This is a genomic window from Paenibacillus terrigena DSM 21567 (genome assembly GCF_000374845.1).
GTDB classification, from domain to species: Bacteria; Bacillota; Bacilli; order Paenibacillales; family Paenibacillaceae; genus Paenibacillus_K; species Paenibacillus_K terrigena.
In genome coordinates, this window is the sequence record NZ_KB895413.1 from 768710 (window position 1) to 781688 (window position 12979).

Here is a 12979-nt window from a genome sequence, read left to right on the forward strand (position 1 = left end):
TTTTAATTATACAAATATTCCCTTATATGTGTGCATAAAGAAGGGGATTCTACAGACCGTATGAGCATCAAAGGGGTACATTATTATCGCAAGCTGACGATCTAACAATCGTGTGATAGAATATTCACTAGCTTGCCCTCAGGTAAGTTGAAACTATCGTTCTAGGAAGTGATACCAAGATGATTGATATACATACGCACATACTCCCTGGAGTAGATGATGGGGCAGCGAATTGGAACGATGCGATGAATATGGCTAGAGCGGCTGTAGCAGAAGGCATAACGACGATCATTGCAACGCCACATCATGCAAATGGAAGATACACGAATACCGCATCGGGAGTCGTAGAGCACGTAAGTCATATGAACGAGCAGTTCAAAGTCATGGGCGTGCCTCTTACGATTCGCTCAGGACAAGAAATTCGGTTACATAGGGATCTATTAGATGCTTGGTTTAGAAAGGAATTACTTCCACTGGCCGAATCACGTTATGTGCTGATTGAGTTGCCTTCCTCAAGCATTCCGAAGGAGCTGGTTGAGTTGATCCATGAGCTAAACATCATGCAGCTAAAACCCATTATTGCTCATCCTGAACGAAATGCGGAAATTGTGAGGTATCCAGATCGACTGGCGCAGCTGATTGAAGTAGGCGCATACGCACAGGTGACAACACATTCATTACTTGGTGGCTTTGGAAGACAAATTGAGAAAACGGCTTGGCTACTTTGCAGAAGAGGCCTTATTCATATCGTTTCTTCGGATGCCCATCATGTGGAACGTAGAGGATTTCGATTGCGTGAAGCCTACGAAGTTATTCGTAAGCGTATGGGGCAGCCATGGGAGAAGTATTTTCTAAATAATGCGCAGTGTATTATTGAAGACTTGCCTTTTGAGAGCAAGCCAGAGGAAGAACCTTTTTCGGAAGGGATCATGCAACGAATACGTTCCTATTTTCGATAGGTATAGGACGGCTGCACTGCTTTAAATGGATAAATTGGGAATAGAGTAACGATAGGATAGCCGTTTTATATTACTGAAGTTGCGAATTTATCCTGGTTTTTGCGCAATTATCCTGAATCGTGATCCATTGGTAAGGAAGTGTGACTAAGAAAACAGAAATTACAGGATTTTAATGAAAATTTGTAACCCAAGCACCTCCATGATCTCATGGAAAAGCTTGGTTTTTTTATTTTTCTGAAATAGTTAAGCGTTTTCATAAAGTTTTTTTAATCAATATGTTGTTGCAAAATTTGTCGAAATTTACTTTTTGTCCTGTTTTTATAGGACGGTGACCAATAGTCCCTAGTTCCGAACAAAATGAGAGGAATTTTCTGTACATATTCAAAAATATTCTATCTGATTCATAGACGAAATCCCTTATCCCATAAGGGAACGATGTGGTAATTCGCTACCCACAAATAAATCCCAAAACAGCAATAATCATTCAACTTAAAAACCGGATTTTTATGACAAAATTCTAAGTTTTGGTACTGGATCGGTGAAAATAATGTTAGTTTTTTAAATAAATTAGGAGCGCTTAACCATGTCTTTATCCCCTCAAGAAAAGTTACCATTTGTGGCATACTAGTAATCAAAGGATATTCAATCTTGGCATCATCCTAACTAAAGTTGTTTACAAAATTGTAATAATTAAAGGTTTGCTACGATTTAGCGTGGTAGAACTGAATAGTGAATCTCCATTATTCAATGTAAATGAACGTATAACTGGATGAATGGAGGAAGTAAAGCGATGAATGGTTCGGATCGGGAGCAGAAGCGAGTAAGGCTGAAGCAATTTTTGAAGATACTATCCGAAGATCCTTCTCTACGAAATCAAAATGGACAAAAAGATATGAGACCGTTATCAGAGCTTCTAATGGTCTCAGGCTATCGGCAATGCGATGATTCGATTGATATGGCTCAATTGTTATCCTTGCTGCTAAGAAAGATAGGACATGCATCCGGATCAGAAGATATGATGGAGTACATCATGCGTGGTGGAAAGGTCGAAGACTTCATGAATAATGAGACATCGTCACGATTTCAGGGATAGCTTGTACCAATAGATTTGAATCATCCGGTGTAACTATGCCTGAAAGTACGCGAAATGAATAAAGTTGTGCACTTGCAATTCAAAACGAATGATTATCATAAAGTCGTTCGTTTTTACGGATAAATCACACCTAAAAGGTCGCGTTTTGAATAATATAATAAAAATAGTAATTCAAAAAGAACTATTATCTTATCTGACTTATATGAGACATTACCTAACTAGCAACGGAGGGAACCATTTGGAACTGAAACAATATTGGTTAATTGTCAAAAGAAGGATGTTATTGATCGCATTGATTATCGCAGTAAGCTGCTTATCGATCGGGATCTACTCCAATTATTTCATCACGCCACAATATGAAGCTTCTGCGAAGTTAATTGTCAATCAGTACAAGGACAGCGGTTCATTGTTACCGAGCATAGATCTTGGATCCATAAATTCAACAATTGGACTGATCAAAACATATAAAGAAATCATTAAAACACCGCGAATGATGAAAATTGTCGTCAAAGAGTATCCTGATTTAGATGTGACCTATGGTGAGCTTATCGGAAAAGTCAGTGTAAGCTCCGTGAATGAAACGCAAGTCATGTCCATATCCGTCCGGGATGATTCCTATGCGAAGGCAGCCAATATTGCCAATGCGGTTGCCGTCGTTTTCCAGAAGACGATTCCTAGTTTGATGAAGGTGGACAATGTTTCTGTTCTGGATAAAGCCGACCCACAAGAAATGCACAATCCGGTTGCTCCAAATCCAAAGATGAATATTGCTGTTGCCTTCATGCTGGCTTTGATGCTCGGCGTAGGTATTGCATTCCTGCTCGATTACTTGGATGACACGATCAAGACGGAAGAAGATATTGAGAATGTGTTAGGGATGCCGGTATTGACTTCTATACCGAAGTTTACAGCAAGAGATATCGATCAAATTCATAAGGAACCGCTAACGCCAACAGTTGGGAGGGATGTAAATGTCTCGCTTGATGCCTAAAAAACTCATTACGGAAAGCAATCCGAAATCACCGATCTCTGAAGGGTATCGGATGCTGCGAACAAACATCGAATTCTCGACGATCGACCAGAAACTACAAGTCATCATGGTAACCTCATCCAAGCCAAATGAAGGAAAGAGCACGACCTGCGCGAATATGGCGGTTGCTTTTGCTCAAGCGAACAAACGTGTACTCCTGATCGATGCAGATTTAAGAAAACCATCTCAACATCATATCTTCGGTACATCGAATCGGATCGGATTAACGTCGGCTTTGTTTAAGCAGAAATTGCTACAGGAAGTGATTCAGTCTACGAATACGCAGAACCTATCTATTATTCATGCTGGGCCTACACCGCCTAACCCATCAGAGTTACTCTCATCCATGCATATGGCTGATCTGCTAGCAACGATAAGAGAATTGTTCGATGTCATTATCATCGATACGCCACCGATTTTGTCCGTCACAGACGCTCAAATTGTAGCTACCTATAGTGATGGAGTCGTGCTTGTCGTTGATTCGGGAACCGTGAAGAAAGATATAGCCTTGAAAGCAAAGGCTTCTCTAGAGCACGTGAACGCCAAGATTATTGGTGCTGTCCTCAATAACATTAATCGAAATCAATCAGATTCCTATTCTTATTCCTACTATTACGGAGAATGAAAAGACGAATAGTCTGATTCTATTATCTAAAAAGCAAAGAATGAAGAAGGTAATGTCTCCTGCACCTCTATCACCGGAGGCACTCGGTCACACTGTGGGTCAACTGACCTTAGACGCTCGTCGTCAAGGGTGTGATGTGAGGTAGGGTTCAATGCCCTTGTTTTTAGTAACACCTCGGATTTGGTATCTGAAAGTCCGAGCTATGCTTTCCATCGTAAGGAGGGCATAGCTCGCATTTTTAGCATCGCGTTACAATGCGAATAAAAAAAATAGGATAGGGTGATTCCAAATGAAAAAAGTAAAAAAAGCCATTATCCCCGCTGCAGGACTAGGTACTCGTTTTTTACCAGCAACGAAAGCGATGCCCAAAGAGATGCTTCCCATCGTCGATAAGCCAACCATCCAGTATATCGTGGAGGAAGCGATTGAATCTGGCGTCGAAGATATCATCGTTGTAACAGGTAAAGGTAAACGGGCGATTGAAGACCATTTTGATATCGCATTTGAGTTAGAACACACGTTAGAGGAAAAAGGAAAACTAGACATTTTGGAGAAAGTGCGTAAGTCGTCCAATGTAAATCTTCATTATATTCGGCAAAAAGAGCCTAAAGGTCTTGGACACGCCGTGTGGTGTGCACGTAATTTTATCGGAAACGAGCCGTTCGCCGTACTGCTTGGAGATGATATCGTCGAAGCAGATGTCCCATGCACGAGGCAGCTGATTGAACAATATGAGCGTACGGGACGTTCAGTCATTGGTGTTCAGACGGTAGGGGCAGATCAAACGCATCGTTATGGAATCGTAGATCCAGGTGAGAGAATGGCTAACCTCTACCAGGTTAATCGTTTCGTAGAGAAGCCGCCGCAAGGACAAGCCCCTTCGAATCTAGCGATTATGGGACGATATGTTCTGACACCTGACATATTTGAATATCTGGGCAGGCACGAGCTTGGTGCGGGCGGTGAGATTCAACTTACGGATGCGATCCAGAGATTAAACGTGGATCAAGGGGTGTATGCTTATGATTTCCAAGGGATTCGTTATGATGTGGGAGAGAAAATCGGGTTTATTATGACGTCGATCGACTTTGCGCTTCGGAATAATGAGCTTAGACCGCAACTCATGGCGGGGCTCGAGGAGATCATGGAGCGTGAGCTTAGTAAGGCATTAATGACGGGAGGGAGAGTTTAAGGATGAGGTATTCACAATATCGGGAAGAAGCGATTGTAGGCATTGTGGATTATTATTCAAATACAAGAACGAGAGAAGAGGGGATGAATTTATATTCGGTTCTTAAGCGGACCATTGATATCATCGGTTCATTGGCGGGGTTAATTCTACTAAGCCCACTGCTTCTGCTAGTCGCTTTACTTATCAAATTGGAGGATCCATCAGGGTCAGTCCTTTTCTATCAGACGAGAGTAGGGAAGAATGAGAGACTATTCCGGATGTACAAGCTCCGTTCCATGTATACCGATGCGGAAGATAAGTTGAAGGATCTACTCGATAAGAACGAGATCAGTGGAGCGATGTTCAAGATGAAAGATGACCCGCGCGTGACAAAGGTCGGGAAATTCATACGGAAAACGAGCATTGATGAGCTTCCGCAATTATTTAATGTTCTTCGGGGGGAAATGTCCTTGGTAGGACCAAGACCACCTCTTAAAAGAGAAGTTACAGAATATACGAGGTATGATAAGCAGCGTTTGTCCGTCACGCCTGGATGCACGGGGCTATGGCAGGTTAGTGGAAGAAGTAATCTGAACTTCAAACAAATGGTTGAACTCGATCTAACTTATATTGAGAAAAAATGCATTCTGTTCGACATTCGCATTATGTTGCAGACCGTGAAGACGATGCTTGGTTCCAAAGATGCGTTTTAATGAAAAGATGGAGGGGAGATCATGGTAAGAGTCCTTCATGTATCGGAATTTACAAAGGGGGGTATTGAAACCCATCTTAATGAAGTATTGAAGTATCAATCGGAGAAACACGATATTTATCTCTTAGCATCGGAACAAAACTCTAACAGCAAAACGTTACAGATTAGTTCAGATCGATTGGAACTGTATCCTTATAAGAGGAGCCCGCAATATTTCTTCAAAGCGATGCAATCGATTCATCGAAAGATCAATGAAATAAATCCGGATATCGTGCATGTCCATGGAACGTTCGCAGGCTTCTTCCTGCGGACGTTACTTTTTTTCAAGAAGAAGCGTCCCGTCGTGATTTATTGTGCGCATGGTTGGGCGTTTCTTATGGACACGCAGTCGTGGAAGAGAAGTGTGTTCGCGAGTGTAGAGAAATTATTGTCGCTGCGGACGGATTTCATTATTAACATTTCAAAACATGAATATCAGATGTCGCTGAACTATGGGTTGTCTGCCAAGAAATCGGTCGTAGTGTATAACGGCGTATCGAATGCGCCGTCTTCGAATGCATTACCTTTCGATGTGAAGAAAGACAAGATTAATCTACTCTATGTAGGTCGCTTCGATCGACAAAAAGGCTTTGATTTGCTGCTTGAAGTGTTTCGTGAGAATCCATTCACAGATGTTAATCTTTATTTAGTAGGCGATACGGTATTGAAAGATTTTGAATACGATTTTCCAAGTAATGCGGTCAAAATCGGATGGGTAGACAATTCGGAAATCGATCGTTATATGAAAGCCTGTGACGCTGTCATCGTTCCATCCCGCTGGGAAGGGTTCGGTATCGTTGCGATCGAGGCATTACGGAATAAGAAGCCAGTCATTGCAAGTAATCGTGGCGCACTGCCAGAGATTGTACAGCATGGTGTCAATGGATACATCTTTGATTTCGACTACAAAGAAGAGTTGGTTAACATCATTCAGGGGCTATCGAAGAATAAGCTCGAATGGATGGGCGAGAACGGTGAGGAAATATTTAATGAGAAATTCCATTCCGATCAGATGAACAAGCAAATCGAGCGACTATACGAGGATGCCTTGAAGAAACAAGGTGATCGATATTCCGTAACTGTCAAAAAATACGTCTAGATTTACGGGGTTGAAAGAGATGATGAACGTAACCTTACACAGCAATCCTCCGATAAATGAAGAACTAGCCGAGCAGAAGCCAGGCAAGGGACAGTACTTTTTGGCGTTTTATCTTGGTATCTTGCTGGTGCTGACTGCCTACCAGGACTTCCCTCTTGTTAACAAGATCGGAGAGATTGGCAGATCGCCTATTATCCTGCTGCTTCCTTTGTTTGTTTTTTGTGAGATTGCGATGCTTGCTAAATATAAGCGATTTATGGTTGCGCCTAAGCTGCAGAAATACTTGTTCGCTTTTATTGTTTATTTAACTTTTATCACCTTAGGATACATTCTTGTTCAATTCATGCAGGGGAGTTATAGCTTCTGGTCTGAGGGCCTACTCGGTAAAGGGTTTAAGGTCTTAATTTATTTCGCATTAATTCTGCTGTATATCAGGCATATGCAATTGGTGTTCTCCAAAATAAAAAGCTATAAGCTCCTGTATGCAAGTTTTTTTGCCGCGGTGAGTCTATTGCTCGTGATTATGATTGTTGAATTAGTTACGATGCCTAATGCGATCACCTTCCTGCACTCAGGGAGTCAGCCCTACTGGAGGGTGAGGCTGCTTACGTCAGAAAGTAGTACGACGGGAACCATTATTGTGGCGTATTCTGCGATTCTAGTCTATTTGAGCCAATATTTAAAACGTGTTGCCATGATTCTGTCGAACATCTATGTCGCTATTTTTTTTCTATTCTATTTATCGGTTACGGGATCAAAAGGGTTTCTAATCGTATGTTTATTGACGTTAATTGTAACGATGATGAAATTTATGGATTTCAGGAAGAAGAGAAACTTTATTGTGCTCATCGGCGTGGTGGTAGCCATGTATATGTTTATTACGTATTTCTCAGCAGGGTTGATCAGCTCATTCAGTAACGATATCGAGAACTATACATCGTCATATACGAGGATGGGAACGATTGTTATCGCGATCATAACTGTTTTTCATCACCCGTTCGGGGTGGGAACAGGCGCTTACTTAATGTATTTCGATGACTATTTAAATGACTCGATTAACTTCATGAGTAGGTTCTATTACAACACCTTCGGAATAAGCCAGATCAATGCAGGAGAATTGCTCCAATACACGGGAACGGCTAAGAATTTAGGTGTCAAATCAGGGTTCTTCCAATGGTTTATGTTTGGGGGGATCTTCTCACTATTATTTTTCTATCTGTTAGCCAAAAACTTGATTGTCAAAGTGAAATCGAGCATCATTCTGTTCTTGGCACTTATTTTCATGCTGCTCTCCTTACTTTTTGTGGCTCTTGAAATTAAATATGAGATCTGGATGTTGTTCGCATTTATCAGTTCTTTTCTAGGAGAGAAGGAAATAAATCATTCCAATATGTCGGGGGTATCTAAATGAAAATACTTGTTGTATGCAGTGATTTTCCTTATCCCGCCGATCATGGCGGCAGAGTCGATACTTGGGGTCGAATTAAGGTGCTTGCCGAGCTCGGATGGACGATCCATCTTGTCGTATGCGGCAAACAAATGCCTACCCCATCGGATATGAATGTGGTCTATCGCTACGTGGAAGATATCAAGCTGTGTGAGCGAAGAAGTAAGCTTAAGGATCTACTCTACCTTGTTCCCATGCAGGTGCAATCGCGAAATGAGCTGCGATATGTGAATATTGATGAGGATTATGATTATGTGCTGCTGGAAGGCGACTACGTGTATCCCATCCTCAAGAACCCATTAATCAAACATGCGAATGCCATTTTGAGAGTTCATAACGATGAAGCGGTGTATTTCAAGGCACTGGCTAGAAGCACAACCAATCGGATTCATAAACTTTATTATCATATGGAGAGCAGCAAGTTCAGGATGCTGCAGAAGAAAATGCTGAAGAAGGTAGATAAGTATCTATTTATCTCAAATAAGGAGTTTGAAACGTTCCAAACCCTTCATCCTACAACAAAAAGCCTATTTCTACCACCTCCTGTCACGAAGGAGACCTTTCTTACGAGCTCATTTGAGAGCAAACATGTTGTATTTATCGGGTCCTTATTTATGCCAAATAATCGTGAAGCGATTCAGTGGTATTTGGAACATATTCATCCCTTAATGCTCAAGGAACCCGAGTACAAGTTTATTGTAGCTGGAAATAGTAGAAAACAAGGTTTGAGCTGGCTTGAAGGTTACGATATGACGAACGTTATCGTGCATGATACGCCAGAAGATCTGGATGACATTTACAAACAGGGATATCTGTTCGTGAATCCGATGCAGAACGGAGCGGGTGTCAAGCTAAAGACGATCGAAGCGATTCAGAACGGATTGCCTGTCGTCTCGACCTCTATCGGATGCGAGGGCACTGGACTCGTGGATAACGAGCACATCATGGTCGCTGACAGTCCGGAGGAATTCTATCTAAGAATAAAGCTGCTGTTTGACCATCCGCCAAGAGCGAGAAAGCTACTAGCGTCGTCACAGCGGTATATTCGCACGCATTATGATCATAAAGAGGTATTGCAACGCTACATCAATTCGCTACATCCACGTTATCATGAAGCAGGTGCTATGAATGGATAAAAGAAAAATAAATGTCATGTTTATAACCCATGCGGATAAAAAGGGAGGTGCCGAGCAAAGTCTGATTCATTTGATCAATTACTTGGATACTTCAAAATATCGGATCTTCCTATTAGCTCCTAGAAATGCGGAGTATCTAGGAGAGATTCGAACGGAGTACCAGCACTTTCCGCTCCGCCTCAATAGCATTAAGAGAAAAATTGGCTTCGGGTATTTGGAAACCGTGTTTCGGATCAAGTCGTTTGTGAGAAAAAATCACATTGATATTATCCATGCCAATGGTTGGCGAGCGCCGTGGTACGCCGCACCACTCAAATTACTAACGAAATGCAAAATAATCTGGCATCACCGGGATTACATGCAATCGAAAATGTACAATCGGATATTACCGCGATTCTTCGATCAGGTAATATGTATTTCACGCTTTGTCTCTAACTCGATCCAAGGGGATAATAAGACGATCATCTACAATGGCGTCGATCCAGGGCTTGCATTAAGTATGAAAACACGGCGTTTTATGGAGGATGATACACTCGTTATTGGGACGTTTGGGCGGATCGTCGAGTGGAAGAGATATCATCTGATGATCGAAGCAGTCAAGAAGCTGTCTGATCATGAGAGGCATAACTGGAAGCTGCTGATCGTAGGAGACACCGCCGTTGATGGTTCGGAGAGTTATTTAAACGATATGATTCAGCAAGTGATCGCATATGGCTTGGAAGAAAAAATTATCTTTTATGGATACAGTAAGAAACCGCTTGATGTCATGAAGGAATGCGATCTAACCATTAATTTCTCGTTAAATGAGCCATTTGGGAGAGTGATCATTGAATCGATGTTAGTTCAGACACCCGTCATCGTATCCGATTCCGGCGGTGCACCAGAAATTATTCACCAGACAAAGGGAGGGTTTATCGTAAAGGATGGCGATGTTGAAGAGCTGTATCAGACTCTTCAGCGCGTTTACGATCACCATGTCAACTACCAGGAACTTTCGAACCAAGGCCATGCCAGTGTCATGAATGATTTCAACATGAGCACGATTGCCCGAAAAGTTGAGCACACCTACCAAGCGCTACTCGCTAATCGCATGAAGTCGAAACGGCGGGATAAGGCATGCGAAACACAATGAAGCAGTAACGAGAGGAGGCGCGCGCATGGTTGCACATCATGTTAAGCATGTCATTAAGAAGGCAAACCGTGTGCTTAGAGGAGTTCTCTTTGGACTTCGAGTAACGAAAAGTGGCTCCATGCTTCAAGTATCAGGTTCGCATATCATTTCGAAATGTAAGGAGACGAGATTGATTCTTGGAAATAGGGTTATGCTCTATGACCGAGTTAATTTCTATCTGGATGCGTCCGGTGCAGAAATTGTGATCGGCGATCGAACATACATCAACCGTCGTACGGAGATCATGTCGAAGTCTTTGGTTAAGATCGGTAATGATTGCGCGATATCATGGGACGTCGTGATTTCGGATACGGATTACCATGAGATCGAAGGAACGGTATCGACGAAGCCAATTGTCATTGGTGATAAGGTATGGATCGGCTGCAAATCAACTATTCTAAAAGGCGTAACGATAGGTAACGGAGCTGTAGTCGCTGCAGGTTCCGTCGTTACGAAGGATGTAGAGCCTTATACACTTGTAGCAGGGATACCGGCCAAGGTGATAAAAAGCGATGTCCGGTGGAATTGATTCTAGCAAGTTTAGGGAGAGTAATATGATGAAAGTATGGATGTGGCCGAAATCAAGCGAGTTGAATTTCTATAATAATTTGTTAACGGATTCGTTATGCGGTGTAGGAATTGATATTCAGGATTTGAAGCATGGCAAGTTGTTCTTAAAAGTTGGTAAGGCGAAACCAGGCGACATTGTCCACATTCACTGGATGCATCATGCATATCAGAATCGAAATCCGCTGTTGTTTATGGTGAAATCGTTCCTCTTTATGATGACGTTGGTGTATTTGAAGCTGCGGAATGTCCAGTTAATCTGGACGATTCATAATCTATACCCGCATAACGTGAAGCATCACAAGATGGAGCGATTCATGCGCCGGCTGATCTGCCGTTTCTGCAGCAAATTGATTGTAGCTTCGGAGTCGATCAAGCGAAAAGTGATTGCCGAATTTGATGTTCCAGCGAAGAAGCTGTTCGTGGTGAAACATGGCCATTATTTGGGCGTATACAAGCGGAATGGCCTTAATATCAGAGAAAAATACAATATTCGTGAGGATGCCGATGTCTATTTATTTCTTGGTGCCATCCAAGCTTATAAAGGTGTCGAGGATCTCATTGAAGCATTTAATGCCGTGAAGACGAAGAACAGTTATCTTATCATCGCAGGCAAAGCTGATCAAGAAATGACAGCGTATCTGAAGCGTGTTCAAGATATGGATCATATCATTTTGGATTTACGTTTTATTCCGAATGAATCCATCGCTGATCTGATCAGTGCGGTTGATGTGATGGTCATGCCCTACAAAGAAATTACGACTTCGGGCTCCGCCATCCTCGGTCTGTCATTTAAGAAGCTGATCGTCATGCCTAACAATGACTTCATTGAAGAATATTTCAAGGAAGACATGGTTGTTCGATATGATCCAGCAGAGGATAACGGATTGAAGAATGCGATGAAAGTGGCAGTGAATGTGAAAAATGAGGACAAATCACCAAATTACGATGAAGTACTGAAGGAGTTAGAATGGAGCACCATTGCAGAGCAGATTAAAAACGTGTATCAAGGAAGTGGATGATCGATGATCACAGTAACGGTAGCTATCTGCACGCATAATCGAGCGAAGGATACAGGAGAAGCCATAGAGAGTGTTTTGAAGCAAAATTATGCTAGTGAGGAAATTGAAATTGTCGTGGTCGACAATCGATCGACGGATGATACGGCTAAGGTGGTAAATGATTTAAGGAAGCGGCACGGTTCCAGAATACGATACATATTCGAAGATAAGCTTGGATTATCGGTTGCGCGGAATCGAGCTATTCGGGAGGCAAGGAGTAAATACATACTCTTTCTGGATGATGATGCGCTGGCTTCGAGTGACTGGGTACGAAACATCGTCGAAGTATTTGAAAGTGATCCGACGATTGGATGTGTCGGAGGCAGAATCGATCCGATCTGGGAAGCTAAGGAGCCAGACTGGATTCCTGAGGAACATCGATCGGTATTCACGATTCTCGATTATGCAAATGAAGTGAAGGAAATGCCGGCTCCATCCATCCCATATGGTGCGAATGTTGCTTTTCGATTGAGCGTCTTCCTTCATATCAAGCTATTTCGTGAAGACTTGGGACGTGTCGGAACCAATCTATTATCCAGCGAAGAAAGCGAGCTAATTGCTAGATTACGTACGGGATACAAGGTGTACTATACACCATTCGCACCGGTGCAACACAAAATCGCTAAAGAACGTACGACAAAGAAATGGTTCTTGAAGCGGATTTTCTGGCAGGGTGTAAGTGATGCGGTGAAACGTAACGATACAGGCTCCATTGCTGTCCTAAAGCACACGGTTCGTATGTTCCAGGCGATTCTATCTTCGCTATTCTCGATCTTTCATTTCAAGACGTTTATCAGGCAAGTGGTCAAAATATGTTACCGCAACGGATCACTCGTAGGTATTTTGCGATATAACGGTAGGGGTTGAAG

The 12979-nt window shown here is 42.3% G+C and carries 13 protein-coding genes; all 13 read left to right on the top strand.

Annotated elements, in window-relative coordinates:
- Positions 1-179: 179 nt before the first annotated feature.
- The 13 genes from C558_RS0107725 to C558_RS0107785 all read left to right on the top strand — a co-directional run bounded on the left by C558_RS0107725 (position 180) and on the right by C558_RS0107785 (position 12977).
- Positions 180-959 (top strand): tyrosine-protein phosphatase, encoded by a 780-nt coding sequence (locus C558_RS0107725; RefSeq protein ID WP_018755683.1) that lies wholly within the window; start codon positions 180-182, stop codon positions 957-959.
- A gap of 790 nt (positions 960-1749) precedes the next feature.
- Entirely contained in the window at positions 1750-2052 is a 303-nt protein-coding gene (locus C558_RS0107730; RefSeq protein WP_018755684.1) for a hypothetical protein, read from the top strand.
- Positions 2053-2290: 238 nt separating this feature from the next.
- Positions 2291-3043: a YveK family protein gene (locus tag C558_RS0107735; protein ID WP_018755685.1), complete on the top strand. Its 753-nt coding sequence runs from the start codon at positions 2291-2293 to the stop codon at positions 3041-3043.
- Positions 3024-3707, top strand: a complete 684-nt coding sequence (locus tag C558_RS0107740; protein WP_018755686.1) for a CpsD/CapB family tyrosine-protein kinase — start codon at positions 3024-3026, stop codon at positions 3705-3707. The genes C558_RS0107735 and C558_RS0107740 overlap by 20 nt, the downstream gene beginning before the upstream one ends.
- Positions 3708-3996: 289 nt before the next feature.
- Positions 3997-4899 (top strand): UTP--glucose-1-phosphate uridylyltransferase GalU, encoded by a 903-nt coding sequence (galU, locus tag C558_RS0107745; RefSeq protein ID WP_018755687.1) that lies wholly within the window; start codon positions 3997-3999, stop codon positions 4897-4899.
- Positions 4900-4901: 2 nt separating this feature from the next.
- The gene (locus C558_RS0107750) at positions 4902-5591 is read left to right on the top strand and encodes a sugar transferase (protein ID WP_018755688.1); all 690 of its coding nucleotides are present in this window, start codon (positions 4902-4904) and stop codon (positions 5589-5591) included.
- Positions 5592-5612: 21 nt separating this feature from the next.
- Positions 5613-6728, top strand: coding sequence for a glycosyltransferase (locus tag C558_RS0107755; RefSeq protein WP_018755689.1), 1116 nt, complete (start codon positions 5613-5615; stop codon positions 6726-6728).
- Between the two features lie 19 nt (positions 6729-6747).
- On the top strand, positions 6748-8139 hold the full coding sequence (locus tag C558_RS0107760) for a hypothetical protein (RefSeq protein ID WP_018755690.1): 1392 nt from the start codon (positions 6748-6750) through the stop codon (positions 8137-8139).
- A complete protein-coding gene (locus C558_RS0107765; protein WP_018755691.1) occupies positions 8136-9311 on the top strand; it encodes a glycosyltransferase family 4 protein in 1176 nt (391 codons plus the stop codon). The genes C558_RS0107760 and C558_RS0107765 overlap by 4 nt, the downstream gene beginning before the upstream one ends.
- Positions 9304-10443 carry a glycosyltransferase gene (locus C558_RS0107770; RefSeq protein WP_018755692.1) on the top strand — a complete coding sequence of 380 codons (1140 nt, stop codon included), beginning with the start codon at positions 9304-9306 and terminating at the stop codon, positions 10441-10443. Before C558_RS0107765 ends, C558_RS0107770 begins: the two co-directional genes overlap by 8 nt.
- Positions 10444-10468: 25 nt before the next feature.
- A complete protein-coding gene (locus tag C558_RS34950; protein WP_018755693.1) occupies positions 10469-11011 on the top strand; it encodes an acyltransferase in 543 nt (180 codons plus the stop codon).
- Positions 11012-11036: 25 nt separating this feature from the next.
- A complete protein-coding gene (locus C558_RS0107780) occupies positions 11037-12071 on the top strand; it encodes a glycosyltransferase family 4 protein (RefSeq protein WP_169445324.1) in 1035 nt (344 codons plus the stop codon).
- A gap of 3 nt (positions 12072-12074) precedes the next feature.
- Complete coding sequence (locus C558_RS0107785) at positions 12075-12977, top strand: glycosyltransferase (RefSeq protein WP_018755695.1); 903 nt, start codon at positions 12075-12077, stop codon at positions 12975-12977.
- Positions 12978-12979 lie beyond the last annotated feature (2 nt).

Coding starts and splice junctions, on each gene's coding strand:
- C558_RS0107740 (WP_018755686.1), top strand. CDS start 3,024: ATGTCTCGCTTGATGCCTAAAAAACTCATTACGGAAAGCAATCCGAAA.
- C558_RS34950 (WP_018755693.1), top strand. CDS start 10,469: ATGGTTGCACATCATGTTAAGCATGTCATTAAGAAGGCAAACCGTGTG.
- C558_RS0107725 (WP_018755683.1), top strand. CDS start 180: ATGATTGATATACATACGCACATACTCCCTGGAGTAGATGATGGGGCA.
- C558_RS0107755 (WP_018755689.1), top strand. CDS start 5,613: ATGGTAAGAGTCCTTCATGTATCGGAATTTACAAAGGGGGGTATTGAA.
- C558_RS0107785 (WP_018755695.1), top strand. CDS start 12,075: ATGATCACAGTAACGGTAGCTATCTGCACGCATAATCGAGCGAAGGAT.
- C558_RS0107750 (WP_018755688.1), top strand. CDS start 4,902: ATGAGGTATTCACAATATCGGGAAGAAGCGATTGTAGGCATTGTGGAT.
- galU (WP_018755687.1), top strand. CDS start 3,997: ATGAAAAAAGTAAAAAAAGCCATTATCCCCGCTGCAGGACTAGGTACT.
- C558_RS0107730 (WP_018755684.1), top strand. CDS start 1,750: ATGAATGGTTCGGATCGGGAGCAGAAGCGAGTAAGGCTGAAGCAATTT.
- C558_RS0107760 (WP_018755690.1), top strand. CDS start 6,748: ATGATGAACGTAACCTTACACAGCAATCCTCCGATAAATGAAGAACTA.
- C558_RS0107765 (WP_018755691.1), top strand. CDS start 8,136: ATGAAAATACTTGTTGTATGCAGTGATTTTCCTTATCCCGCCGATCAT.
- C558_RS0107770 (WP_018755692.1), top strand. CDS start 9,304: ATGGATAAAAGAAAAATAAATGTCATGTTTATAACCCATGCGGATAAA.
- C558_RS0107780 (WP_169445324.1), top strand. CDS start 11,037: ATGATGAAAGTATGGATGTGGCCGAAATCAAGCGAGTTGAATTTCTAT.